Here is a 26625-nt window from a genome sequence, read left to right on the forward strand (position 1 = left end):
AATACTATACACACGATCTAAAATTATCAGCAAGGATTTTTTTTATTTGGAGGGATAAATCATTGAAATTAATAAGCAATATATCTATATTATCATCAATATTAATATTTGGAAAGAAGTTAGACATATTTTTATCGATGTTTAAGTGCTTTTGAAATAATTCAAAATCATTCGCAGTGTAATATTTTCTATTTTTTATTTTGTAATTAGATAAGCCTAGAATTTTTGTTTCTAAATACCTTAATTGGTATAAAGCAATGTTTAAAAGCTTTGTTATTTCATTAGCTGAATAATATTTTTTTTTAGTTATTTTCATTAATCAAAGCTTTTAACTTAGAAGATGGGACAAAGCGTAATATATTTTTCGGCTCTATAGTGATTTGAGATTTTGTATGAAAGTTTATTCCAGGACGAGAATTTTTATGCTTAACTTCAAAGCTACCAAAGTTTTTTAAAGTTAATTTCTGCTCTTTTGCAAGCTCTAAAATATTAGAAAAAACTGCATTAACTATCTCTTCGCATAAGCTTTTCGAAAAACCTAATTCAGCATTTAACATAAAGACAATTTTTTCTTTAGTAATAGTCATAGAATACAAATTAATTATATGAGTGTAGTTTAACTTATAGCATGCTTAACTTATTAAAGTCAAATATATGTAATTAGCTGATTTTGTGGGTGTGGATCGTTTTTCCGTCATTGCGAGGAAAAACAACATTGTTTCATGGTTCGAAAAGCCCATCGGTGTCATCCCGTGGCTTGTCCACGGGATTCAATTAAAAATACATTAGTTACGACTTTGCTTTTTCTTCGTTGTGTTCGTTAATATTTTTATTTAATACATCTAATTTATCAATAATAGCTTGATGCATTTGTTCTTGTTGTTTAGTGCCAGCTTTTTTATATTCTTCAATCTTTTCATTAGCATCATCTAAAGCTTTTTGTAGCTCTTTACCTTTTTCGTCTTTTATTTCTGCAATAGTTTGTGACATTTGATTATAAGTATCACTTAAAGTTTGATTAAATTTTTCGCTACCATTTTTTGCTAAATCTTTAAAATTTTCTTTTAACTCTTCTAATTTTTGAGCAATTGTTTTTGTTTGTTGCTCCGCTACTTCCTGTGCTTGTGTTTCATTTTTTGTAGCATCATCAGCAAAAGCATTAGGGGTTAATAATAATGTAGCAGCAGTTGCAAATGTTACTAAAATTCTTTTCATGATATTCTCCGATCATTAATGTTATTGTTTATATTATATCATTCAAATTTCTTACTATTTTTTTAAAATAGTTAACAAAAATTAAACTTAGATATTTTGTATTTACATAATAAATAATCCGATAAAAAAAGCAATATGATAAAAAATAATTTTAAAAATATATATTTTAATATAAGATGATTAGCTATGTTAAGTCCTTTGAACTTAATAATTAAATATGGAAATATTATGACATTAGAAATAGGGAAAAAAGCTCATGATTTCTCTTTACATATAGGCAAAGAGAAAGTAATTAAATTATCTGATTTAAAAGGCAAATTTGTGGTACTATATTTTTACCCAAAAGATGACACACCAGGATGTACTTTAGAAGCACAAGATTTCAATAAATTAAAACCAGAATTCGATAAGCTTAATGCAGTCATTATCGGGGTTTCAAAAGATAAGCTCGACTCTCATGATAAGTTTAAAGAAAAATATTGCTTAGAATTCGATTTAGCTTCAGATGCAAATTCAAATCTATGTGAACAATATGGGGTATGGGTAGAGAAATCAATGTTTGGTAAAAAATATATGGGCATAGATAGAGCAACTTTCTTACTTGATAAGGAAAGTGTGGTTAGGCATATTTGGCGTTCTGTTAATGCTAAAGGACATGCTCAGGAAGTATTAGATAAACTAAAATCACTGCAATAAACTAGGATTAGTTAGCAAGATCCCGTGAATAAATCATGGGGTGACATTATAATTAATCAATTTCATCTACTTATCTCTGTGGTTCATCTAAATGATTTTTTTCATAATTTTCATACCGCGTTTGTGCTTCAATACATAATGTAGCTATTGGTCGTGCTTCTAACCTTTTTATACCTATAGGATTGCCTGTTTCTTCACAATAACCATATTCACCCTCTTCAATACGCTTTAATGCTTGCTCTATTTTTTCACATAACTTACGATATCTGTCTCTAGTACGAAGTTCGAAAGCAGTTTCTGTTTCAGTAGTAGCACGATCATTAGGGTCTGATTCATTCCAATTTTCTTCTTTTAGATGATTTAAAGTTTCTTGAGATTCACTGAGTAAAGAATTTTTCCACTCTAAAAGCTTCTGTCTAAAATATTCCAAGTGATTTTTACACATATATTCTTCGTCTTTAGATGGCTTATATTCTTCAGGCAATGTAGTAATTTTAAACATATTCATAATCTCAATATTATCTATTTAGTACCTATACTTATAAGGTTTTAAATTAATATAATATATAACTTAAAATTAACGCAAGAAGATTGTTAATATAAAATAATATTTTATTTTTTGATTGGATGTGCGGTAACATATGCCATTTCTAAATGCTTTATGCTTGTTTTTGTATAGCTTTGTGTAGTTGATAAACTTTTATGTCCTAATAGCTCTTGAATAGAGCGTAAATCTGCCCCATTTTCTAGTAAATGCGAGGCAAAACTATGTCTAAATGAATGAGCACTTAAATGTTCAGGTAACCCATAAAAGCGTTTCAACTTAATTAACTCACGGTTAAATACAGGAGGTTGCAGTTTCTTACCTTGCTTCCCTCTGAATATCGGTTCATCATCTTTCAATTCATATGGTAATTTTTCTAAATATTCTGTGATCAAATTTCTAGCAATAGTGAGCCAAGGAATTACTCTTTCTTTACTTCCTTTACCCATTATTTTTATAAATTCTAAATTTTGTAAATGAAGCTTTGTAATCGATAATGCTTCAGATATCCTTAAACCTGAAGCATATATGAGAACAAGTAATGCTTTATTTCTAACTTCTATCCACTGACTATTTCCATATTCTTCAATATGATCAAGTGATATATTCACCTCTTCTTCAGATAGGGTCTTTGGCAGTACTTTACTTTTTTTGGGAGATTTAATAGAAAAAACCACATGGTTATGTATATCAGAGGTTTTTTCTAAAAATTTATAAAAATTCTTTATGGCAGATAAACCACGAGCAATTGATGAAGTAACAAAATTATCACATTTTCTTTTAGCAAGCCAACTTCGCATCAATCTTATATCTGCAACCTTAATATAATCCATTGTGACGATATCCGAATTATAATAATTCATGAACTCAAGGAAATGTTTAAGATCATTATTATAGGAAATCATAGTATGATTAGAGTAATTTTTTTGCAAGCTGAGGTATTTTTGCCACTTAATTATTAATTCTTGCGTTTGTGTATCTAACATTTATAAAACTGAATTAATTTTAATACTAACTTACCATCTAACAATTATTGACTCATAATTTTATAAATGTTAGCATGAATTAATGGGTTAAGGGTTCTTAACAAATCCACAAAACACGCAGTCACTTATATTTTACAAAGTTTAATTTATTTTTAGGAGAAAAATAATGTTAAATAATACACAATTTTTAGATTTTATGAAATCTTATATGAATCCTGAACTTTATATGAGTTCTATAAAAAACATGCCTAATATAGATTTTTCATCTACCACCGGAACAATGCAAAGAGCTTTGAATATTTTAGTAACAACAAATCAGATAGCTACTGAAAGCATGCAAAACTTGCTTAAGAAAAACTCTGAAATGGTACAACATAATGTTAACACCATTTTGAATTCTACTAAAGAAGCAATGGGTTCCAATGATTTCAAGCAAGCAAGCGATTGTCATCAGAAATGTTTTAAATCTATTTATGAAACATCTATGAGTAATGCTAAAGAGATTGCAAATATTGCTTATGAAACTTCAGCAAAAATATTAGAAGCAGTAAACAAGAACATTTCTGAAAATGTTCATCAAGCTTCTTCTAATATGCAGAATATGGCTGAGCAAGCACAAAAAAACGTATTCAATAAAAAGCCTGCTTAAGGGTTGTGTCATACCGCAATCAAGTTGCGGCATGACAATCCTATCCATTCCTCGCTTTTCTACTGAGCCAGTTTTGTAGATAAGAATCTGCAAGCTCAGTATCTTCTATAACGATTACATTTTCTGCATTGCGTTTATCAGCAGCGGCAGTAAAATTAAATGAGCCGGTTATAACTTTCTTTCTATCAATAATTATAACTTTATTGTGAGCAATGCCTGGAACTTTATCTATTCCTACCTCAATTTTTGCTCGTTGTAATTCGTGTAATTTAGAAAATTTTTGCTTTAAATTACTACGATCAAGTAAGATTTTCACTTGTACACCATGTGCTTGAGCATCAATTAGAGCGGTAGTAATTAACGAATCACTCATACCATATGCATGCATATAGATAGACTCTCTAGCTGTATCAATTTGATCTGCTATAAACTTGGTGCAGCCTGATGGGGGAGTAAAACATGTACTAACTTTACTTCTAGAAAGTTGCGAAATATTGTAATGCTTTATTTTTGGAGGCGGTATATGCGATACTTTGAACTGATTTATTAAATCAGTTCCATAATCTGAATATCCTAGAACACCTATTGCTATGCCTAAAATAAAGGCAATAAATATTTTCGTAAATTTTTTATTTTTTCTCTTCACAAACTTTTTTATTTTTTAACGTAACTTCCTGGTGCTTCTTCAATTGCTATTAAATTTTTATACTCTAAAGATTTTACTAGTTCAGTATTACTTTTGATAAGCCAATAAAGCCAGCAATCCCACCATGAGCCTTTATGTTCTGTAGCTTTCAAAAGCCATTCTTTACTATTTAAACTTAAATCCTCATTAAGTCTATAATTATATTTAGTAGTTTTTGGAGGATTAACAACCCCTGCTACATGCCCTGAATCAGTTAGGCAAAAAACCTTATCACCATTTATCAATTTCATTCCATCATATATTGAACGCCAAGGTGCAATATGATCTTCCTTAGCTGCCACAAAGAAAGAATTGCAATCAACTTTACCAAGATCTATCTTAGTTCCTAATATTTCTAAAGTATTAGGCTCTTTTAGTAAATTATTATAATAGGTATTTTGTAAATATTCTTGATACATTCTTGCCGGTAAATTTGTAGAATCAGCATTCCAATATAACAAATCAAACGGCATAGGATTTTTACCAAGTAAATAATTATTTACAAAAAATGTCCAAATTAAATCATTAGCTCTTAATAGACTAAAGGTATTTGATAAATATTTTCCATCAAAATATCCTTTCAAATCCATATCCTCTTTAATATACTTCATTGTATTTTCATTAAAAAATACTCCAAGCTCACCAGGACTAGTATAATCAAGCAAGGTGGTAAAGAACGTAGCACTATTAGCATAATCTAGTTTTTTTACTTTTAAATAGGCAAGAATAATGGCAAGAAATGTTCCACCCATGCAATATCCAGCGAAATCAATTTTTTTAAAGCCAAGCTTTCTAATATATTCAATAGGTACTAAAATCCCGTCTTGTAAATAATCATCAAAACCTTTTGCTAAAGACGAATCTGGATTAACCCACGAAATAAGAAAAACTTGAAAATTATTTTCTACTAAAAAAGATATTAATGAATTATGTGAAGATAAATCGAGAATATAATATTTATTTATGCAAGGGGGAATAATTAATATCGGAATCTTATGTACTTTTGCTTTCGGCTCATAGCATATTAGTTGCATCAAATCATTTTGAAATATGACTTTTCCCTTTGTTGTCGCAATATTCTCACCAAGTTTAAAAGCTGATTTATCGGTAGTTCTAATATTTAATATATCACCTGAATTTTTTATATCTCTTAGGAAATTTTCAAGCCCTTGTACTAAATTCTGTCCACCGCTTTCCAGAGTTTCACGCAAAACTTTTGGATTACAAAAAGCAAAATTTGATGGCGAAAAAGCATCAATAAAATGCCTGGTTAAAAAATCTAAATGTTGTTTAAGATCGTCTGATAATTCATATTGATCGATATTTTTCTTAAGCCATTCAGCGGATAGTAGATAATATTGTTTAACAAAATCAAAATAAGCATTATCTTCCCACAAAGAATCTTTAAATCTTTTATCACGATTATCTGGGAAAAATATAGCTTTTGCCGGACTACCAACAAATTTCGCAAAAGCATTCGTAGTAAGCTCTCTTAGCTTTTCAATATACTGGGTATTAATACTACAAAATTTTTCAGGATTTGCCCAAAATTGTTCCACCATCAAGATAGCGATAATTCTATTCTTATCGCTATTAATTAAATTTTGCGGTATTATACTACCCTTACCCTGCATTAAATGCATGATCAGTTCTTGATATTTATCGGCTATTTCTTTGAAATTATTAATAATCGTTTCATGTGGTATGTTGTACATAGTCTAGTTCCAATATACCTTTGATAAATTAGTAAGTAGCTATAAACGGTAGACGAATGTACCAAAGCCTATATCTCTAGACTATCCCACATATCATTTATCTTGTCGATAACTTCCTGATCCATTTCGATTTTTTTACCCCATTTTCTGTTTGTCTCAGGGTATATTTTATCTGTTGCATCTATTCCCATTTTGCTGCCAAGTCCTGACTCTGGTGATGCAAAATCTAAATAATCTATTGGGGAGTTTTCTATGAAAGTTGTATCACGCTTTGGATCAACTCTTGTTGAGATTGCCCAAATTACTTCCTGCCAGTTACGAATATCAATATCATCATCCACCACAATAATAAATTTGCTATACATGAATTGCCGTAAATAAGACCAAACACCAAGCATTATTCTTTTAGCATGACCAGGATAAGATTTTTTAATCGACACTACTGCAACCCTATATGAACAACCTTCAGGTGGCAGCCAAAAATCAACGATTTCCGGAAATTGTTGCTGAATAAGAGGGATAAAAATCTCATTTAATGCTTCACCAAGTATTGATGGCTCATCTGGCGGTTTACCTGTATAAGTACTTAAATATACAGGATTTTTTTTCATCGTTATTGCTGTTACAGTAAATACTGGAAATTCTTCGACATCATTGTAATATCCGGTATGGTCGCCAAAAGGACCTTCAGGCAAATACTCATCTAAACTAACATACCCCTCGAGCACTATTTCACTATGTGCTGGAACTTTGAGATCAACGGTTTTACACTTTACTAGTTCTACTTTTTCATTACCAAGTAACCCAGCAAAATTATACTCTGAAATATTTTCTGGTATAGGCATTACTGCTGACATAGTTACCGCCGGATTTGCTCCAATAACGATAGCAGCTGGAAAAGGTTCTTTTTTTGATTCTTTCCAACGTTTATGATGCTCTGCACCACCTCGCAGTTTAAGCCATCGCATCAATAATTTATTTTCTGAAATAACCTGCATTCTATATATGCCGAGATTATAATTATCAACCTTTTCATCGGTTGGTCCTTTAGTTACAACTATAGACCAGGTAATTAAAGGTGATACATCAAGAGACCAACATTTTTGGGTCGGTAATATACTAAGGTCAGGCTTGTTTATAATAATTTCATGACAAGCAGCTTTTGAGACATCTTTAGGTGACATAGCGAAGATACGCTTTGCTAGCGGTAACATCGATAATGTTTCTTTAAAAGATGATGGTGGTTGCGGTTGTTTAAGAAATGCGAGTAAAACTCCAAGCTCTCTTAATTCCTGAATGTTTTGAAGCTTAAGCCCCATACAAATACGATTTATACTAGCATAAAGGTTAGTCAGAACAGGTATGGTAGATTTATTGCCGTCAGCTTTTATAACATTTTCAAATAGCAAAGCAGGACCACCTTGCTCCAATGCTCTTCTGCTGATTTCAGTAATTTCTAAATCAGTTTTAACTTCGGCAGAAATACGCTTTAATTCACCGTTTTTTTCTAACAATTTTAAAAACTCTGGTAAATCTTTAAAGTTCATATTTTATTCATAAGTAAATAAGGGGCTATTACATAACGAAGCTAATAAAGAGGAATTTATAGGAAACACGGAAGTGCTTGCACCGCAGCGTAACAAAAAGTACACAAGGATACGACCAAATTAACTTTAGAAGCGAGTTATGTTTTCACTTTCATATCATTTTGCTTGATTGTATAGTTAATCAATTCATCAATTATAGAATTTTTAATAGTGTTTACTATATTTTTTTCAGAGTTAGCTTTAATATTTTTAGCTACTTGCTCATCTATATTTGTTGATTTAATATGGGCAAAATATAGCTCATCACCTACTTGAAATACAGGAGTATTAGCACCTATTTTAGTGTTGAAAATGGATAATAATATTTCAGGAGTTAACATCTGATCATTTTCCATTTCTGATCTTATATAAGTTTTTGTACGTATTTTAGCATTTGATGTTTTATCTTCTGTATCAAAATTATTTTCTTTTGCTAAATCTTTCATAATTTTTATATTCAGATCGGCAAGATATTGCTTCATCCAAGTGCTATTTATTTGTTCCTTAATACTATCAAATTCAGGTATTTTTGCTGGATTTATAGATTTTAATTCAACAAGTACTAAATAGCTTTTATCTTCTGCCTCAATCGGATAAGATAACTCCCCCTCACTAAGCTCAAAAATACTATCGGCATTTTCGGCGATTATTTTGTCTTCGATCAAATCGGCATAGCTTATATTATTGATATTGTTAATAGGTAGCTCATATTTTTCTGCGATTTCAACTAAGCTAGAGCCAGCTGCAACATCATCTTCTAAATTTTTAGTAAGTTCCATATTTAGAACATCAATTTTTTGAGATTCTACTTGTTCACGTAACTGTTTTTGTACATCCTCAAAACTTTGTTCTCCAAATCCCTCTTTATTCTCATTATAAAATTCTAATAATTCTTCTTTAGTAACTTGGATTTTCTTTTGTAAGTTTTCAGTAGTAACTTTAATATATGAAAAGCTACGCTTTTCTGGCACTTCAAATGAAGATTTGTTATTCTGATAAAAATCCTTTAATTCTTGGTCGGAAGGAACTGAAATTTGTAAATCTTTTGGCTTGTTTTGTAGATTCATTTGTACTAATTCCACTTCTCTTTTTTCAGCCATATAATTCACTATATTATCAGTCATGGCTTTCGGAACATAAAAGCTATCTAAAAAAGTACCAGCAAAAATATTTTTTAAGGCTTTTTCTTTAAAATTTAACAAATATTTTTCTTCATCTATATAAGAATTTCTAAAATAAGTTTTAAAGAGCTTTATATCAAAAACTCCTTGATCATTTTTAAAAACTGGCGATTCTTTTACTAAATTTTTTACAGTATCGTCGCTTATATCAAAATCATAATAGCTAACTAGATAATCTAAGATATTCTCAAAAACAAGTCTTTTTAAGATTCTATTATCTATATTTAATTGTGCTATTTCTTCTTCTGTTAGTCTTACTCCTACTTGTTTAGATATAGCATTAATTTCTAAAGATTTTGCCCGCAGAAAATCTTCTTGCGATATATTTTTTGCATGAGAAAAAGTTACGATATTACCACCGCTTCTTCCATGTAATACATCTTTAATGCCAAAACCAACAAAGGCAAAAACGATCATTGCGAATAAAACTCGCATTATAAAACTATCGGCAGTTTTTCTAATATTATTTAACATAATTTTTTATTTAAGATTCTTAATATCATCCAGTACATTATAAAGCAAGAAAACCTATATAGTCAAACTATATAGGTTTTTTATTACGTATGTGTCATTCCGTGGCTTATCCACGGGATCCAGAAAAAAGTAAAAAGTACTAATAATTCTAGTATTTTAAGTTGGATCCCGCGATCAAGTCGCGGGATGACAACTGGAAAACCGATCTACGCAAGCAAGCCTCCACGCAGGAATGACATCGAAACCAGTTAAAAATACTAATAACGTTGATTATCCAGCTGATGGTTCAAACCTCCACCTTCAGGTGGAGAAACTTTAGTTTGAATAAGTCATAGTCGTCTTATATAAAATAAGTAAGTAGGACTTATTTTATAGGATGACTATGACAGAATATGAAAAAGGGAAACATACGGTATATTATCACAGGTATCACATAGTATGGATAACAAAATACCGTTATAAAGTATTAACCCAAGTTATCAAAGAAAGGATTAGGGAAATCATAGCTCAAGTTTCAGAGGAAATGAATATTAGGATAGTAAATGGGGTGATATCATCTGATCATGTACATATTTTAGTATCGATACCTCCTAATATAGCAGTAAGTGAATTTGTACAAAGAGCAAAAGGTAGAACTTCACGTAGAATACAACAAGAATTCCCAGAATTAAAAAAGAGATATTGGGGGAAGCATTTTTGGGGAAGAGGTTATTTTAGTACAACAAGTGGTCATATCACAGATGAAGTAATTAATGAGTATATAAATAACCATACAGAAGCTCATAAACCAACTTCTATTTCTAACATTAGATTGGAATAAGCTTTAGCTTAAACTCTACGGCACTTCTAGTGCCTATCATCAACCTACCGGCTCTCAGCCGGTAGTGGTTGAGATTTTAAGTTGTTTTCTGGAACTAGTTCCCAAGCAACTAGATGACACCGAGGATGCTTTTCGATCTACGCAGGCAATACTTTTTCACAATGACGACTCTTGAGTCGCACAATAATATTTTTAGTAAGGAATAATCGAGAAATAAGGATGGTGACCCCTACGGGACTCGAACCCGTGTTCCCACCGTGAAAGGGTGGTGTCCTAACCGCTAGACGAAGGGGCCTTTAAGAAATATTATTATAATTATTACTTCCGCAGGGCGTTGCCCAAGTAGAGGAAAAAGCACCCTCAATGTCAAGCCACACTGTTATATATGGTGTGGTAATGCACTTTAATTACAAAAACCTTCAAAGATTTTATACAATATCTTTTTAAGTATTGCAAGCAAAATTATAGATTTACTTTAAGTTTAATACTACCTTGATGGCTATGATAATTTTCATTCAAATAATAGTTATAGCCAGATAATTATTGACCCTGCTGATATAGAAGCAAGTAGAGAATATTTTAAGGGACTGTTGCGAGATGAGAGGGTAGCAGGTATAATAAAAAAATAAAAAATATGTTTATATGTCAGAGTATCAAATGCTAATGGTAAGTTTAGATGAGTTAGTAAATGCGGATCATCAATATCGTAAATTCAAAAGTTTATTCAAATTCAAAGCAGTTGAAGCTGAGTTATTAGCATTAGAATGCGAAGCTAATTATAAAGGATATGGTATAGAGAGGCTGTTTAAATGTTTGCTGCTACAATTTATGGAAGACTTATCTGATCGGGAATTAGAACGTTATTTAGCTGATAGCACAGCGGCGAAATGGTTTTGTAATTTTGCTCTTACAGAAAAGACACCTGATTATAGTGTATTTAGTAAAATACGTAAAAAAATAGGTACTAATTTACTATCAAAAATATTTACAAAATTCCGCGATCAACTACGAGTACAAGGCTATATGGGTGAAGTATTTACCTTTGTAGATGCTTCTCATTTAATCTCAAAAGCTAATCTCTGGGAGGAACGTGATAAACTAAGAGCACAAAAATATGATAAATTGAATAATGAGACTTTGCCTAAGGTTGCAAAGGATAAACAAGCCAAAATTGGCTGTAAGGGAGGGAATAAATTTTGGTATGGTTATAAAAAACATGTGAGTGTTGATATTCAATCAGGCATGATCAATAAGGTTGCAGTTACCCCTGCAAATGTTACCGATAGCAAAGGTTTTAAGCATGTTATGCCAAGTTCTGGTGCTACATATGTTGATAAAGGTTATTGTACAATCTCTACCAAGAATGCAGCAGCTAAAAAGGGAGTCCATCTTTGTGCAATAAAGAAAAATAATATGAAAGATAAGAATTTTGACCTTGATAAATATTATACGAAAATCAGAGCACCTTTCGAGATGGTATTTTCAAAAGATAATAAGCGGGTTAGATATATAGGAATTGCCAAAAATCAATTCTCCGAATTTATGAATGCCATATGTTTTAATTTAAAACGATTAGTGGTTTTAACAACTTTAATGGCTTAAAGAAATTTATTAATAAAAATTCTAACTCTGTAAACAAATCTCTATTAAATTACTACACTATTGAATAACATTTATCTCTATATTAAACAGAATTTCTTTTTTAAAATATTTATTACCTCCTTTCCTCTTATTTTACTATCAAAAATTATCTTTCAACGACCCCATATGTTGATAAAGGTTATTGTACAATCTCTACCAAGAATGCAGCAGCTAAAAAGGGAGTCCATCTTTGTGCAATAAAGAAAAATAATATGAAAGATAAGAATTTTGACCTTGATAAATATTATACGAAAATCAGAGCACCTTTCGAGATGGTATTTTCAAAAGATAATAAGCGGGTTAGATATATAGGAATTGCCAAAAATCAATTCTCCGAATTTATGAATGCCATATGTTTTAATTTAAAACGATTAGTGGTTTTAACAACTTTAATGGCTTAAAGAAATTTATTAATAAAAATTCTAACTCTGTAAACAAATCTCTATTAAATTACTACACTATTGAATAACATTTATCTCTATATTAAACAGAATTTCTTTTTTAAAATATTTATTAACGCGAGTTTCGAATTAATATAGCATAGGATTTAGCATATCAAGAGAGATGTAATAGAAGGTTTATTATCAGACATTTGATAATTTATCAGTGCTGCAACCATATGCACAAAGGCATTTGTAACTGATCTATGCCTTGAATGCTCAAACTTCCCCAATAGTTTAATTTTACTAAACACAGATTCTATTAATGCTCTTTTAAGCAATAATATTTTATCCAACATAGACATAAGTTTATTTTTCATATTTTTCTTTACCCTAGTTACCATAAAAATTCCTTGCTCTAAAAGTTGTTGAAATAATTGTTGTGAAATATAACCACGATCTCCGAATACTTTACCAAAAAGATTTTTGATCATCAGTTCCAGCTGTTTTCTATCATCCTTATTGCCAGGGCTAAAAGATGCTTTAACTATACCACCGGCTCTATTAAGGGACTGTTGCGAGATGAGAGGGTAGCAGGTATAATAAAAAAATAAAAAATATGTTTATATGTCAGAGTATCAAATGCTAATGGTAAGTTTAGATGAGTTAGTAAATGCGGATCATCAATATCGTAAATTCAAAAGTTTATTCAAATTCAAAGCAGTTGAAGCTGAGTTATTAGCATTAGAATGCGAAGCTAATTATAAAGGATATGGTATAGAGAGGCTGTTTAAATGTTTGCTGCTACAATTTATGGAAGACTTATCTGATCGGGAATTAGAACGTTATTTAGCTGATAGCACAGCGGCGAAATGGTTTTGTAATTTTGCTCTTACAGAAAAGACACCTGATTATAGTGTATTTAGTAAAATACGTAAAAAAATAGGTACTAATTTACTATCAAAAATATTTACAAAATTCCGCGATCAACTACGAGTACAAGGCTATATGGGTGAAGTATTTACCTTTGTAGATGCTTCTCATTTAATCTCAAAAGCTAATCTCTGGGAGGAACGTGATAAACTAAGAGCACAAAAATATGATAAATTGAATAATGAGACTTTGCCTAAGGTTGCAAAGGATAAACAAGCCAAAATTGGCTGTAAGGGAGGGAATAAATTTTGGTATGGTTATAAAAAACATGTGAGTGTTGATATTCAATCAGGCATGATCAATAAGGTTGCAGTTACCCCTGCAAATGTTACCGATAGCAAAGGTTTTAAGCATGTTATGCCAAGTTCTGGTGCTACATATACGCGAGTTTCGTATTAAGATGCCTAAATTATAGTTAAGGAATTTGCCACAATCCTGATTTTTTAAGGCTTTTGGGAGATTGGATAAGTTTCATACTGTAATAATTGGAGTCAAAAAAGACAAATTGCTGAAAATTTATGCATTTTAAGCCCATTTTATAACAAAAACAGTATTATCAATATCCACCGTAACCCAGTATTTATCAGCTATACAGCGACTTTATGAATACGAAACTCGCGTTTTTTATGATTTGAGTTATTTTTGTTGGGCTATACATTGGTATTGACTGTAGTAAAAAATGTACATGTTCTTTATCTACTCCTATTTCCAAAAATCTAATTTCATAACGAGCTTCTATGTCCTCACAAATTTTACATAAATAATCGTCTAGTTCCTCTTTGAATATTACTCTTCTATACTTTGCCGGTGTTACTAAATGATATATTAGTACTGTGACATTATCACTTTTATGTATATAACTGCTTTCTTCCATGCATCTAGTATATCACGAAGCAGACCTTCGGGGAATTAAACCCTAAGAGATTAATAGCACAATAATAATATTGTTTTTTTAATTAAAAGTTATATTTCTAACAAACTTTGTAGCTTCTCTTTAACTTTCGGTAATTTGCTTAAGTCATTTCCACCAGCTTGGGCGATGCTAGGCTGCCCACCTCCACCGCTACCGCCTAAGAATAAAGAGAGTTCTTTTGCGATTAGACCTGCATTAAATTTATCTGTTATAGCTTTACTTATTGCTACTGTGATAGATAATTTAGAGTTATTATTTCCAACATATACTACCACTAAATTTTCTGCTTTTTTAGCTAAATTCTCAGCAGCTTGACGTAAAATTTTATTATCTAAATTTTCTATGTGACGATAAATCAATTTAATTTCCTTGAGCTTTTCAGCTTGTTTTTCAATCTGCTCTACGCTCAAATCTAAACTAGCTAAATAAGTTTTTTCTAACTCCTTTTCAAGTTCTTTATTACGCTCTAAAATATTGTTAACTTTACTAACAAGCTCATTTTTGTTAGTCTTTAGGCTATTTTCTATATTTTTAAGTAATCCCTCTTTTTCCCTAATCAGTTTAATTACAAACTCACCGCAAACGGCTTCAATTCTACGAATACCTGCTGCAATAGCCGATTCGCTGGTAATTTTAAAACAACCAATATCACCGGTATGTCTGACATGGGTACCGCCGCATAGCTCAAGCGAAGTTTCACCCATCCTAACTACTCTAACTTCAGAATCGTACTTCTCACCAAATAATGCCATAGCTCCTTGTTTTACAGCATCTTCGGTAGACATAAGCGTAGTATCTACTTCATGGTTATCTCTGATAATCTCATTTACCTTATCTTCAATTAAAATAATTTCTTCAAGAGTTAAAGCTTTAGGGTGACTAATATCAAATCTTAAATAAGAAGTAGCAACAAGTGATCCTTTTTGTATGACATGTTTGCCCAGTACCTGATGCAATACTGCATGAAGTAAGTGCGTTGCTGAATGGTGGATTCTTAAATTTTGTCTATATTTAACATCAATACTAAAATTAGCATTTTCATTTGTAGTAACCTTACCTTTTTTCAATATACATTTATGAACTATTATAGAGCCAAGATATTTTAGAGTATCTGTTACTTCTATCTCCCAATTTGGGGTTTTAATTACTCCGATATCGCCCATCTGACCACCTGACTCACCATAAAAAGGCGTTTGGTTGGCTATTAAGAGAAACTGCGTATCTATTTCACTAATATCGTTAACTAAAGCATTATCTTTAATTAGAGCAATTACTTTTCCATCAGCTTCATTAAGATTATAGCCTAAAAACTCTGTACTGCCATATTTCGCTTTAATATCAAACCATAACTGATCAGTTTTAGACTCACCTGATCCAAGCCAGGATTTTCTAGCACGCTCTTTTTGCTCTAGCATTTGCTGCTCGAATCCTGAATGATCAACAGCGATATTACGATTTTTTAAAATATCTTCCGTCAAATCAAGAGGAAACCCATATGTGTCATATAACTTAAAGGCTACTTCACCTGATAATCTACCGCCTGTATTTAGATTTTCTGTTTCTTCGGAGAGTAATTTTAAACCCCGCTCTAAAGTCGTTTTAAATCTAATTTCTTCTTGCTCTAATATACTACTTATAAAGCTCTCAGCTCTTTTAAGCTCAGGATAAGCATTGCCCATTAAATCAACAAGCTTCGGTAGTAATTTATACATTAAAGGCTCTTTTGACCCAAGCATATGAGCGTGACGCATGGCTCTTCTCATAATACGCCGTAGCACATAACCACGCCCCTCATTTGACGGCACTACCCCATCAGCTATTAAGAAGCTACAAGCTCTTAGGTGATCAGCAATAACACGGTATGAGAACTTTGCCTCTGCCTCTACTTTCACTTTTAATATATTTTCTGTAAAACTAATTATTCCTTGGAATAAATCTATGTCATAATTATTATTAACATGCTGAAGAATCGCCGTCATACGCTCAAGACCCATACCGGTATCAATCGACTTTTTTGGTAACTCTATTCTGGTGTCTTTATCAATCTGTTCATATTGCATAAATACCATATTCCAAATCTCAATAAATCGGTCACCATCTTCATCTTTGGTGCCAGGTAACCCACCATATATTTGCTCACCATGATCATAAAATATTTCCGAACAAGGACCGCAAGGACCAGTATCACCCATTGACCAAAAATTATCGTTTGTTTTAATTCTGATTATGCGGTCATCCGAAAGCCCTACTATTTTTTTCCAATAAGAAGCTGCTTCGTCGTCAGTGTGATAAACTGTTGCATAAAGCTTATCCTTTGGTAGTTCAAACTCTTTTGTTAGCAAATTCCAAGCGTAATATATAGCCTGCTCTTTAAAATAATCACCGAAAGAGAAATTACCAAGCATCTCAAAAAATGTATGATGTCTTGCAGTATAGCCAACATTTTCAAGGTCATTATGTTTTCCTCCTGCTCTTAAGGATTTTTGGCTGGTTACTGCTTTGTCGTATGCTCTTTTTTCTTGCCCAGTAAAGACGTTTTTAAACTGCACCATACCAGAATTAACAAACATAAGGCTCGGATCGTTATGCGGAATGAGCGAACTGCTACTTACATGCGTATGATTATTTGCTTTAAAGTAAGATATGAATTTACTTCTAATTTCTTCAGTGGTAAATTTAGACATATGTATTATGATAAGTATAAAAATTAATTATATATAATGAATTATAATCAAAATAAACTTAATTTATGAAAAATATTTTTGACTTATTTAAATTGAAAAAAAATATTGTAGTTTTATTAGGCAATAAAGGCATTTTTCTTAGTGCTTTTCTTGGTGATAAAATATTAGATAAATTATTTATTCCTTCTGAGCAGCAGACAGACTTAAATCTGTATAAAAGTTTTTTTAGTAAATTCCCTAAAAGCGATATTTACTTTTTACTTGATAATACTGAATGCAAGATGCGTCATGATCAGTTGCCAATATTGCAATCTATAGTCAAGATAGATCCTATTGAGCAATTTATTGCAGGATATTTTGAAAAAGAAGATATTATAGCTCATTTCGTTTATGATGTTACTTCTCAACCAAGCGAGATTTGGTCGCTTTTAATTATGTCATCTCCTTTTAAAGCTCCTTTAAGTGATATAGTTTCATGCGTAATAGAAAATAGATTGCTCAATTTTAAAGGAATGTATTTCTTAACACTAGAACTACAAGCTATTATCAATAAAATAGTTCAGAATGTAGAAAATAATAAATATGCAAATTATTTTCAAATTTGTGCGTTTGCCACGCAAGCTAGCGGTATAAAGTTCATTATTAAACATAAAGATAACATAATTACCATTAGAAATTTTGAATATCAATTTGATAAGACAGCTAGCTATATTCAAGGTATTATAGAGCAGGAAATTAATGACTGTTTTATATTATTTAAAAACTATATCAATAATCTTAACAAAGAAGTTTGCATTATTCTTATAGTAGACGAAGAATTAAAATCTTTATTAGAGCCTATAAACTTTGAAGATTATCATGTAATCTTTGTTCCAGTTGATAACATATTAAACGAACCGAATTTAGAAAATACTAGGCTTATAGATACAAATATCAGTAAATTACTTATCAAGCATAAAAATTTTCCTGCTTCTAATAGTTATCTAAAATCAATAAAAAAGCTAACTATTATAAGAAGCTTAACATTTAAATTATCTGCTGCATTACTTGCAATACTAATAATTACTGCTGGTATTATAAAATATCGTACAGATATAAATTATAAAGATACTAACTTTATTAATGAAAAATATTATGCCACAAATCAAGAATATGATAATATAAAATATAAATATCCATATATTAAAAACACTACTAGTCTTGCTGATTTATACGTAATAGACAAATTACTGGAAGCACCAGTACCATTACCATTTGAACTACTTGAAAAACTCATTATTACCCTTAATCCATCTTTTAAAGTAAAAGAAATAAAATGGGAATTAACAAATATAGATAATATTTTACTGGTCTCAAAAAGACACTTATTGATTAAACTATTGCTTAATTATAATACTCAAGGTATCTCGTTAGATGAGTCAATCAAAATGCTTAGTGATCATATGACAAGCGTAAAAAATAAATTATCTCATTTGCATATAGATTATGTTATATATAAGGATAAAATAATTGATATATCAAATAAGGTAGAAATCCCGTTATTTGTTAGTATCATTGACGAAAAAACTTAAACTATTTAAGGTAAAGAGAATGCTTCAAAAATATATCGTGTATTTAAAGAATCTTATATTCTTTCAATTTATTATATATTTTTTCTTTATTTCATTAACTATTTGGATAATAAAAAGTTTACAGCAAGAATATGCACAATCGATTTTTAATAAACAATTAGCTCAAAAAAGTTTAACTGAAGAAGTGTTAAAGCTTTATTCCGTGCAAAATTCTAAAGAAGAAATTTTAGAATCTTATAAGAAATATGTTGATTTAAGTTTACCAAATAAAGCAACCTGCTTAAATTATCAAGAATTGATTCCTAAAATAAAAGGTTTAAGCGATAAATATAATTTAATAGAACCTATAGATATATCAATAAATTCAGTCTTTTTTAAAAATAATATTCCGGCAATCGAAAATGAAACTATTCGTGTAAATAATTACAGTATAAATATAAAATATGCAGCTGTGGATTTTATAACTTTCCTAAAAATATTTCATGAGATTTATTCTTATATGCCGCCTAACACTCTCATATCATTTGTAAGAGTACGAAATGAAGAAGTATTAACACCTAAGAATATTTACAAACTTTCAGTAGCTCATCCTCCTAATCTTATTTATGCCAAATTAATATTATATATACGAGAATTATCTTCAACATGAATAATATAGACACTACTTTATTTAAAAAAGATATTATTAATAATTTTATTGTCCCAAATTTGGGAGAAAAACCCCGCACTTGCAGTGCGTCGTTTTAACATATAGAATGTAGAGATGCAGTATTACAAGAAGATAAGCCACACAGTTTACGATTGCACTTATCATATAGTATGGGTGACTAAATATCGATATAATATATTGGTTGGTGATATTGGTAGGAGAGTCAAGGACCTAACCCAAGAGATATGTAAGGATAATGGAGTAGAGATATTAAGAGGGAAGATAGCTTCAAATCACGTACATATCTATGTATCTGTGCCACCTTATCAAAGTATTAGTAAGGTGGTACAGTATCTAAAAGGAAAGAGTTCAAGGAAGATTCAGCAGGAATTTCCAGAATTACGGAAACAGTATTGGGGTAAACACTTATGGGCTGTTGGATATTTTGTCAGAACCACAGGCAATGTGACTGACCAAATGATCAAGGATTATATTGATAAACATGAATCGAGAGATGATAAGTTTGGAAACTTTCAAGTTGAAAACTAGCTATAGCTAAGGCATTGATGCCGTAATCTTAAGCCCTGCATTTGCAATGCAGGGTGGTTAACTAATAACCTTACCGAAACTTACCTGCTCAACTCTTGCAAATATGCTTGCTATAGATTATGCGATAAGACTTAATTCAAAGCCTGAAGCTAAAAGATATATAAATACATGTATTTCAAGACTTAAAAATTACTTAAGGTTGTGTGTTATTAATGATGATAGTTTTTCTCTAGCTTTAAAATTATTTGTAATAATGATTACTCCAGAAGATGAAAATAATCAAAATATTTCCGAACAATCACAGGATATTGTAGCAGAAAATCTAGTAGAAGTATATTTTGGAGTTGAAAAAATAAGTAGCGAAGAAAAAGCAAAGATCAAAAACGTGTTTAAAGTTCTTTTAAAAGAAAAGAATTTTGATGAAATAATTAATTATGCACAATCACACGCAAAATTATTCCGTACATCTTTAAAATATGGCATAAATAAGTACAAAACCCCTAACGAAATAAGCGTTTATATACAACAAGAATTTAGTAAAGTATTAGAAATATCTTCAGAATTTACAAGAAGAAGTAATTTCTTTAAACAAACCACCGGTAAAATTACCGGTGCTGCTTGTGCCCTTTTAGTTGGAGCAATTAGCGTTACAACAGCAGGGGCAGCTTTTTCTATTATAGTTCTGCCTGTTTCAATTTTTGCCGTGAAATATGCCCCTAAAATTGGTGAAAAAATTGGAGAGCTAATTTTAAATAACGATAAGACCATAAAACTAGAGCAGAATAATATCAATCAAATTATAGCAAAAATATCCAATAACAATGAAAATTTATTATCTCAAGAAAAAAAACAAAATATTCAAAAGAGCATAATAACAACACCAATTAAATTAAACATCAAATTAGATAAGAAACTAGGAAATGAAAAACATAGATAAAAAATGATACTCCTCGCAGCAGAGCTACGAGGTATCTATCCAAAAAGTTTTAACTGTTTTTGTTGAAATGCTTTATAAGAAGGTTTGCCTGAACCTTGATTTTTTACATAATTACGTAATTTCCGCTCATCACCATGTTTACCTACTGTGCTCATAAAATATCCTTTACTCCAAAACTCACTTCCCCATAATTTTTCTTTAAGATTTGGATATTTCTTAAACATTTCCTTAGATGTAATACTTTTTATGATTTGAGTTATTTTTGTTGGGCTATACATTAGTATTGACTGTAGTAAAAAATGTACATGTTCTTTATCTACTCCTATTTCCAAAAATCTAATTTCATAACGAGCTTCTATGTCCTCACAAATTTTACATAAATAATCGTCTAGTTCCTCTTTGAATATTACTCTTCTATACTTTGCCGGTGTTACTAAATGATATATTAGTACTGTGACATTATCACTTTTATGTATATAACTGCTTTCTTCCATGCATCTAGTATATCACGAAGCAGACCTTCGGGGAATTAAACCCTAAGAGATTAATAAGCAAGAAGCTAATATTGATAAAATAATATATTTTTGCATTAAGATTAACCAATAAATAAAAGCTAAATAATAATTATTAGATTTATTAATGCAAGTTAATATTTGAAAATTATTTTTAATTATTTTCAAAGCATAATTATTATTTAATCCTTTTTAAAACTCATCTAAGATATATTTTTACTTGAGAATGTAAAATATTCACCTTATTATTCTGTTAATATCAATATAATAGTTTTAAATGAAAAAAGTAGTAATATCAGGCATGATAGGTAATGCCTTAGAGTGGTATGATTATGCATTATATGCACAATTTGCTTATATTATAGGTCAGCATTTTTTTCCTGATTCTGAAATACGTGATACTCTAACTTTTGCAGTATTCGCTGCAGGTTTTATAGTACGTCCTTTAGGAGGTATCATTTTTGGTAATATCGGTGATAAGTTCGGTAGACGTATTGCTTTAGTAGTCGGTATTATTACTATGGTAGTACCAACCGCAGGTATAGGGTTACTTCCTGGATATAAAACTATTGGGATTGCTGCACCTATTATTCTAACTATTATAAGATTAATTCAAGGATTTTCCTTAGGCGGTGAGTTTAGCGGCTGTATTTCTTATATAGTCGAGCATGCCTCACTTGAGCAAAGAGGACTTGCTGGGAGCGCCTCATTCGTTAGTATGTGCGGGGGCATGCTACTTGGACTTATAACCGCCGCCGGGTTTTCTTATTTTATGCCTGCCGATATGCTATTTGAATGGGGCTGGAGAATACCATTTATTGCCGGATTATTTATTAGTTCGGTAGGTTTATATATCAGGAAAAATCTATCAGAAAGCCCTATCTATAAAAAAGCTAAAGAGAGCGGCAGGCTGGCACGTTTTCCTTTGCGGGAAACCTTAACAAAACATCCAAAAGAGTTAATTATAGCCCTTGGGCTTTATATTACGGTAACTGCTCCTTTTTATACTTCAACAGTTTTTATCGGCAATTTTATGCAAACTCTTGGATATACTAATCAGCAAAGCGTTATTGTAAGTAGCATAATATTAGTTGTCATGATGATTGTATTTCCGATATCAGCTTATATTTCAGATAGAGTAGGGCGTCGTCTTGTGCTAATATGCGGTATTATTTTACTAATTCTATTAGTTTATCCTATTTTTATTTGCCTTGGATCAATGAATTTTGCTTTGGCAATTATCTCACAGATATTATTTGCTGGAATTATTGCTGTTTATATGGGACCTATACCGACAGTGTTAGTAGAAATATTTCCAACTAGCGTAAGATTTACCGGTGTTGCACTTTCATATAATCTTGCTGCTGCTATATTTGGTGGCACTGCCCCAATGGTAGCAATGCTATTAATGAAAATCACCGGCGATAATTATGCAATCTCATATTATTTAATTGCACTTGCTTTAGTATCCTCTATAATTCTGAAGTTCTATAAAGAGACATATAAGAAAAATTTAGTGAGTTAAATATACTCGATAAACTTGAAAAATTAGCTAAAATTTTTATTTGTTATATATACTTATAATAGAAAATCTTGTATAATGATTTCCCATTAGTTACAAGATAATATTAATGCCTGATAAAATAAAGCATGATAAGTTTTTCCAAAAAGCTTTATCAAATCCGATAGTAGCGAGAGAATTTTTTAATATGCATTTGCCATCCTCTATAAAAGCTTTATTCTCGCCTACTACTTTAAGGGACTGTTGCGAGATGAGAGGGTAGCAGGTATAATAAAAAAATAAAAAATATGTTTATATGTCAGAGTATCAAATGCTAATGGTAAGTTTAGATGAGTTAGTAAATGCGGATCATCAATATCGTAAATTCAAAAGTTTATTCAAATTCAAAGCAGTTGAAGCTGAGTTATTAGCATTAGAATGCGAAGCTAATTATAAAGGATATGGTATAGAGAGGCTGTTTAAATGTTTGCTGCTACAATTTATGGAAGACTTATCTGATCGGGAATTAGAACGTTATTTAGCTGATAGCACAGCGGCGAAATGGTTTTGTAATTTTGCTCTTACAGAAAAGACACCTGATTATAGTGTATTTAGTAAAATACGTAAAAAAATAGGTACTAATTTACTATCAAAAATATTTACAAAATTCCGCGATCAACTACGAGTACAAGGCTATATGGGTGAAGTATTTACCTTTGTAGATGCTTCTCATTTAATCTCAAAAGCTAATCTCTGGGAGGAACGTGATAAACTAAGAGCACAAAAATATGATAAATTGAATAATGAGACTTTGCCTAAGGTTGCAAAGGATAAACAAGCCAAAATTGGCTGTAAGGGAGGGAATAAATTTTGGTATGGTTATAAAAAACATGTGAGTGTTGATATTCAATCAGGCATGATCAATAAGGTTGCAGTTACCCCTGCAAATGTTACCGATAGCAAAGGTTTTAAGCATGTTATGCCAAGTTCTGGTGCTACATATGTTGATAAAGGTTATTGTACAATCTCTACCAAGAATGCAGCAGCTAAAAAGGGAGTCCATCTTTGTGCAATAAAGAAAAATAATATGAAAGATAAGAATTTTGACCTTGATAAATATTATACGAAAATCAGAGCACCTTTCGAGATGGTATTTTCAAAAGATAATAAGCGGGTTAGATATATAGGAATTGCCAAAAATCAATTCTCCGAATTTATGAATGCCATATGTTTTAATTTAAAACGATTAGTGGTTTTAACAACTTTAATGGCTTAAAGAAATTTATTAATAAAAATTCTAACTCTGTAAACAAATCTCTATTAAATTACTACACTATTGAATAACATTTATCTCTATATTAAACAGAATTTCTTTTTTAAAATATTTATTACCTCCTTTCCTCTTATTTTACTATCAAAAATTATCTTTCAACGGCCCCTTTAATGTTAGAAAATGATAGCTTTATAGAGCCAAACCTTAAAGAATCAATCACCGATATTTTGTTTTCTGTTAAAATAAATGATAGTGAGGGTTACCTATATTTGCTTGCAGAACACCAAAGTAGTTCAGATTACTTATGGCTTTTCGCTTGTTCAAATATATGTTAAATATTGCTGAGAGACACTTAATTTCGCATCCCGATTCTAAAAAGTTTCCTTTTATATATCCGTTAGTATATTCAAATGATCATAAAAAATATACTGCTCCTTTAAACTTGTGGGATTTATTTGAAAATAGCGAGTTGGTAAAAGAAACTTGGAGTGGTGATTATCAGTTTATAAACTTACGTGATATTTCTGATGACAAATTAAAAGAAAGTCCTTGGCTTGCTCCATTGCAAATTTTAATGAAATATATAAATGAGCCTGATTTATTACCAAGATGGCAACAAATAGCCGATATTTTACCCGAGTTTGCTGATTCCAATATTGGAGTTGATTATGTAAAATCAGCTATATCGTATACTTTGACTAAAATAAAAGAAGATGATAAAATAGAATTAGAAAAAATACTTAAATCACATTTAAATCCTGAATTAGGAGTAATTATTATGGGAAGTTTAGCACACCGCTGGGAACAAGATGGAAGAAAAAAAGAGAAAATTACTATAGCTAAAAAATTAATTAAGGCTGGTTTAAAAACTGAATTAATAATTACCTCAACTGGATTACAAAAGGAAGAGATAGAGAAATTAAAGTCAAAAAGTATTTATTGAAAATATTATGAATGAAGTTTTTGAAGTACCTGGCGGTGAAGAGAAAGTATTATTACATACTTGTTGTGCTCCTTGCGTTGGTCCTTTAATGGAAAAAATGATGAGTAGCGGTATTAATTTTACGCTATTTTTTTATAACCCTAATATTCATCCTAAGCAAGAATATGAATTGCGTAAGAATGAAAATATACGCTTTGCCGAGAAGCATAATATTGAGTTTATCGATGCTGACTATGATCCGCAAAACTGGTTTAAACGTGCTAAAGGCTTAGAGTTTGAGCCGGAAAGAGGCAAACGCTGCTCTATGTGCTTTGATATGCGTTTCGAGCGTACGGCTTTATACGCTCACGAAAACGGCTTTAAAGTTATTAGTAGCTCTCTTGGTATTTCCAGATGGAAAGATATGAACCAAATTAATGAATCAGGAGTTAAAGCAGCCTCGCATTATGAGGGTATAACTTACTGGACGTATAATTGGCGTAAAGACGGCGGAGCAAGCCGGATGTATGAAATCGCTAAAGAAGAACATTTTTACAAGCAAGAATTTTGTGGCTGCACACCATCATTACGCGATACTAATAAATGGCGAGTAGCTAACGGTCGCCCAAAGATTGAGATTGGTAAAGAGTATTATTAGTGAAATTTCATCTCGTGTGGGCATTGCCTGTATAGATCGGTCCCCATATCATCCCGTGGCAAATTTGCTTGCGTGGATCGGTTCTCCTATCTGAGAGTCTGTCTTGAAATTAAGGTTTAGTCAATTTTTTAAGCATAAGTGTAATCATATTGATTATCCAGCTGATGGTTCAAACCTCCACCTTCAGGTGGAGAAACTTTAGTTTGAATAAGTCATAGTCGTCTTATATAAAATAAGTAAGTAGGACTTATTTTATAGGATGACTATGACAGAATATGAAAAAGGGAAACATACGGTATATTATCACAGGTATCACATAGTATGGATAACAAAATACCGTTATAAAGTATTAACCCAAGTTATCAAAGAAAGGATTAGGGAAATCATAGCTCAAGTTTCAGAGGAAATGAATATTAGGATAGTAAATGGGGTGATATCATCTGATCATGTACATATTTTAGTATCGATACCTTCTAATATAGCAGTAAGTGAATTTGTACAAAGAGCAAAAGGTAGAACTTCACGTAGAATACAACAAGAATTCCCAGAATTAAAAAAGAGATATTGGGGGAAGCATTTTTGGGGAAGAGGTTATTTTAGTACAACAAGTGGTCATATCACAGATGAAGTAATTAATGAGTATATAAATAACCATACAGAAGCTCATAAACCAACTTCTATTTCTAACATTAGATTGGAATAAGCTTTAGCTTAAACTCTACGGCACTTCTAGTGCCTATCATCAACCTACCGGCTCTCAGCCGGTAGTGGTTGAGATAAATAATATGTTCAGAAGTTTTATAGTTATGCTCATAGTCTTTACTCATACGACGAAAATTATTGAGCCAGCCAAAAGTACGTTCAACTATCCAACGCTTGGGAATCACTTTAAACCCCACTTGATCTGTAATAGTTGAGATTTTATCTTACATTTAGTAAAATAAATTAATT

26 protein-coding genes, 1 tRNA gene and 5 pseudogenes are annotated in these 26625 nt (G+C 31.0%); 17 read left to right on the top strand and 15 right to left on the bottom strand.

Annotated features, from left to right (window positions below; translation table 11 throughout):
• Positions 1–4: 4 nt before the first annotated feature.
• From ACOAL3_RS10330 to ACOAL3_RS10340, 3 genes are all read right to left on the bottom strand, one after another.
• Positions 5–316, bottom strand: coding sequence for a MerR family transcriptional regulator (locus ACOAL3_RS10330; protein ID WP_419235009.1), 312 nt, complete (start codon positions 314–316; stop codon positions 5–7).
• Positions 303–587, bottom strand: a complete 285-nt coding sequence (locus tag ACOAL3_RS10335) for an HU family DNA-binding protein (RefSeq protein ID WP_395477098.1) — start codon at positions 585–587, stop codon at positions 303–305. Before ACOAL3_RS10335 ends, ACOAL3_RS10330 begins: the two co-directional genes overlap by 14 nt.
• A gap of 202 nt (positions 588–789) precedes the next feature.
• Positions 790–1215 carry a DUF7553 family protein gene (locus tag ACOAL3_RS10340; RefSeq protein ID WP_395477097.1) on the bottom strand — a complete coding sequence of 142 codons (426 nt, stop codon included), beginning with the start codon at positions 1213–1215 and terminating at the stop codon, positions 790–792.
• Between the two features lie 228 nt (positions 1216–1443).
• Between ACOAL3_RS10340 and bcp the strand changes: the two genes are divergently transcribed.
• A complete protein-coding gene (gene bcp / locus ACOAL3_RS10345) occupies positions 1444–1911 on the top strand; it encodes a thioredoxin-dependent thiol peroxidase (RefSeq protein ID WP_011476874.1) in 468 nt (155 codons plus the stop codon).
• A 70-nt stretch (positions 1912–1981) separates the two neighbouring features.
• On the opposite strand, the gene dksA is transcribed toward bcp, so the two are convergent.
• Positions 1982–2413 (bottom strand): RNA polymerase-binding protein DksA, encoded by a 432-nt coding sequence (gene dksA, locus ACOAL3_RS10350; protein ID WP_419235010.1) that lies wholly within the window; start codon positions 2411–2413, stop codon positions 1982–1984.
• A 110-nt stretch (positions 2414–2523) separates the two neighbouring features.
• Positions 2524–3441, bottom strand: coding sequence for a tyrosine recombinase XerC (locus tag ACOAL3_RS10355; RefSeq protein ID WP_419235011.1), 918 nt, complete (start codon positions 3439–3441; stop codon positions 2524–2526).
• Positions 3442–3607: 166 nt separating this feature from the next.
• Here ACOAL3_RS10355 and ACOAL3_RS10360 point away from each other — a divergent pair, with 166 nt between their 5' ends.
• The gene (locus tag ACOAL3_RS10360; protein ID WP_395477094.1) at positions 3608–4090 is read left to right on the top strand and encodes a phasin family protein; all 483 of its coding nucleotides are present in this window, start codon (positions 3608–3610) and stop codon (positions 4088–4090) included.
• Between the two features lie 40 nt (positions 4091–4130).
• On the opposite strand, the gene ACOAL3_RS10365 is transcribed toward ACOAL3_RS10360, so the two are convergent.
• The 4 genes from ACOAL3_RS10365 to ACOAL3_RS10380 all read right to left on the bottom strand — a co-directional run bounded on the left by ACOAL3_RS10365 (position 4131) and on the right by ACOAL3_RS10380 (position 9731).
• Positions 4131–4736 (bottom strand): phospholipase D family nuclease, encoded by a 606-nt coding sequence (locus tag ACOAL3_RS10365; protein ID WP_419235012.1) that lies wholly within the window; start codon positions 4734–4736, stop codon positions 4131–4133.
• Between the two features lie 8 nt (positions 4737–4744).
• Positions 4745–6490, bottom strand: coding sequence for a PHA/PHB synthase family protein (locus ACOAL3_RS10370; RefSeq protein ID WP_419235013.1), 1746 nt, complete (start codon positions 6488–6490; stop codon positions 4745–4747).
• 68 nt (positions 6491–6558) lie between these two features.
• Positions 6559–8037, bottom strand: a complete 1479-nt coding sequence (locus ACOAL3_RS10375; protein ID WP_419235014.1) for a UbiD family decarboxylase — start codon at positions 8035–8037, stop codon at positions 6559–6561.
• A 137-nt stretch (positions 8038–8174) separates the two neighbouring features.
• On the bottom strand, positions 8175–9731 hold the full coding sequence (locus tag ACOAL3_RS10380; RefSeq protein ID WP_419235015.1) for a peptidylprolyl isomerase: 1557 nt from the start codon (positions 9729–9731) through the stop codon (positions 8175–8177).
• Positions 9732–10113: 382 nt separating this feature from the next.
• Here ACOAL3_RS10380 and tnpA (ACOAL3_RS10385) point away from each other — a divergent pair, with 382 nt between their 5' ends.
• Positions 10114–10551, top strand: a complete 438-nt coding sequence (tnpA, locus tag ACOAL3_RS10385) for an IS200/IS605 family transposase (protein WP_419235588.1) — start codon at positions 10114–10116, stop codon at positions 10549–10551.
• Positions 10552–10771: 220 nt separating this feature from the next.
• On the opposite strand, the gene ACOAL3_RS10390 is transcribed toward tnpA (ACOAL3_RS10385), so the two are convergent.
• Positions 10772–10846: transfer RNA gene (locus ACOAL3_RS10390), tRNA-Glu, on the bottom strand.
• A gap of 347 nt (positions 10847–11193) precedes the next feature.
• Here ACOAL3_RS10390 and ACOAL3_RS10395 point away from each other — a divergent pair.
• Together ACOAL3_RS10395 and ACOAL3_RS10400 are read left to right on the top strand one after the other, a co-directional pair.
• On the top strand, positions 11194–12153 hold the full coding sequence (locus ACOAL3_RS10395) for a transposase (RefSeq protein ID WP_419234543.1): 960 nt from the start codon (positions 11194–11196) through the stop codon (positions 12151–12153).
• Between the two features lie 251 nt (positions 12154–12404).
• A complete protein-coding gene (locus ACOAL3_RS10400; RefSeq protein WP_419235016.1) occupies positions 12405–12593 on the top strand; it encodes a hypothetical protein in 189 nt (62 codons plus the stop codon).
• A gap of 146 nt (positions 12594–12739) precedes the next feature.
• Here ACOAL3_RS10400 and ACOAL3_RS10405 read toward each other — a convergent pair.
• Positions 12740–13141, bottom strand: a pseudogene (locus ACOAL3_RS10405) (transposase); the annotation flags it as partial.
• A gap of 58 nt (positions 13142–13199) precedes the next feature.
• Here ACOAL3_RS10405 and ACOAL3_RS10410 point away from each other — a divergent pair.
• Positions 13200–13904, top strand: coding sequence for a transposase (locus tag ACOAL3_RS10410; RefSeq protein ID WP_419235017.1), 705 nt, complete (start codon positions 13200–13202; stop codon positions 13902–13904).
• 220 nt (positions 13905–14124) lie between these two features.
• Here the strand turns inward: ACOAL3_RS10410 and tnpA (ACOAL3_RS10415) are convergent.
• A pseudogene (tnpA, locus tag ACOAL3_RS10415) lies at positions 14125–14379 on the bottom strand (IS200/IS605 family transposase); the annotation flags it as partial.
• 89 nt (positions 14380–14468) lie between these two features.
• A complete protein-coding gene (gene alaS / locus ACOAL3_RS10420; protein WP_419235018.1) occupies positions 14469–17102 on the bottom strand; it encodes an alanine--tRNA ligase in 2634 nt (877 codons plus the stop codon).
• 43 nt (positions 17103–17145) lie between these two features.
• Here alaS and ACOAL3_RS10425 point away from each other — a divergent pair.
• The 4 genes and pseudogenes from ACOAL3_RS10425 (at position 17146) to ACOAL3_RS10440 (ending at position 20808) form a co-directional block, all read left to right on the top strand.
• Positions 17146–18673: pseudogene (locus tag ACOAL3_RS10425) on the top strand (hypothetical protein).
• A 19-nt stretch (positions 18674–18692) separates the two neighbouring features.
• Positions 18693–19322, top strand: coding sequence for a hypothetical protein (locus ACOAL3_RS10430; protein ID WP_395476872.1), 630 nt, complete (start codon positions 18693–18695; stop codon positions 19320–19322).
• A 114-nt stretch (positions 19323–19436) separates the two neighbouring features.
• On the top strand, positions 19437–19871 hold the full coding sequence (gene tnpA, locus ACOAL3_RS10435; protein ID WP_341794258.1) for an IS200/IS605 family transposase: 435 nt from the start codon (positions 19437–19439) through the stop codon (positions 19869–19871).
• Between the two features lie 64 nt (positions 19872–19935).
• A complete protein-coding gene (locus ACOAL3_RS10440; RefSeq protein ID WP_419235655.1) occupies positions 19936–20808 on the top strand; it encodes an RP853 family protein in 873 nt (290 codons plus the stop codon).
• Between the two features lie 35 nt (positions 20809–20843).
• Here ACOAL3_RS10440 and tnpA (ACOAL3_RS10445) read toward each other — a convergent pair whose 3' ends face one another.
• The gene (gene tnpA, locus ACOAL3_RS10445; protein WP_419234569.1) at positions 20844–21302 is read right to left on the bottom strand and encodes an IS200/IS605 family transposase; all 459 of its coding nucleotides are present in this window, start codon (positions 21300–21302) and stop codon (positions 20844–20846) included.
• Between the two features lie 295 nt (positions 21303–21597).
• On the opposite strand from tnpA (ACOAL3_RS10445), the gene ACOAL3_RS10450 reads away from it, so the two are divergent.
• The 7 genes and pseudogenes from ACOAL3_RS10450 to tnpA (ACOAL3_RS10480) all read left to right on the top strand — a co-directional run bounded on the left by ACOAL3_RS10450 (position 21598) and on the right by tnpA (ACOAL3_RS10480) (position 26377).
• The gene (locus tag ACOAL3_RS10450; protein ID WP_419235019.1) at positions 21598–22845 is read left to right on the top strand and encodes a metabolite/H+ symporter; all 1248 of its coding nucleotides are present in this window, start codon (positions 21598–21600) and stop codon (positions 22843–22845) included.
• Positions 22846–22951: 106 nt separating this feature from the next.
• Positions 22952–23077: pseudogene (locus ACOAL3_RS10455) on the top strand (Rpn family recombination-promoting nuclease/putative transposase); the annotation flags it as partial.
• 60 nt (positions 23078–23137) lie between these two features.
• Entirely contained in the window at positions 23138–24097 is a 960-nt protein-coding gene (locus ACOAL3_RS10460) for a transposase (RefSeq protein WP_419234543.1), read from the top strand.
• A gap of 167 nt (positions 24098–24264) precedes the next feature.
• A complete protein-coding gene (locus tag ACOAL3_RS10465) occupies positions 24265–24429 on the top strand; it encodes an Rpn family recombination-promoting nuclease/putative transposase (protein WP_419235020.1) in 165 nt (54 codons plus the stop codon).
• The gene (locus ACOAL3_RS10470; protein WP_419235021.1) at positions 24423–25037 is read left to right on the top strand and encodes an Rpn family recombination-promoting nuclease/putative transposase; all 615 of its coding nucleotides are present in this window, start codon (positions 24423–24425) and stop codon (positions 25035–25037) included. The genes ACOAL3_RS10465 and ACOAL3_RS10470 overlap by 7 nt, the downstream gene beginning before the upstream one ends.
• Before the next feature lie 7 nt (positions 25038–25044).
• A complete protein-coding gene (locus ACOAL3_RS10475) occupies positions 25045–25674 on the top strand; it encodes an epoxyqueuosine reductase QueH (RefSeq protein WP_011476760.1) in 630 nt (209 codons plus the stop codon).
• A gap of 265 nt (positions 25675–25939) precedes the next feature.
• The gene (gene tnpA / locus ACOAL3_RS10480; RefSeq protein WP_419235618.1) at positions 25940–26377 is read left to right on the top strand and encodes an IS200/IS605 family transposase; all 438 of its coding nucleotides are present in this window, start codon (positions 25940–25942) and stop codon (positions 26375–26377) included.
• Here tnpA (ACOAL3_RS10480) and ACOAL3_RS10485 read toward each other — a convergent pair.
• Positions 26364–26567, bottom strand: a pseudogene (locus ACOAL3_RS10485) (transposase); the annotation flags it as partial. The gene tnpA (ACOAL3_RS10480) and the pseudogene ACOAL3_RS10485 sit on opposite strands and share 14 nt — an antisense overlap.
• Positions 26568–26625 lie beyond the last annotated feature (58 nt).

The organism is Rickettsia endosymbiont of Nabis limbatus (assembly GCF_965196655.1).
Classification (GTDB): domain Bacteria; phylum Pseudomonadota; class Alphaproteobacteria; order Rickettsiales; family Rickettsiaceae; genus Rickettsia.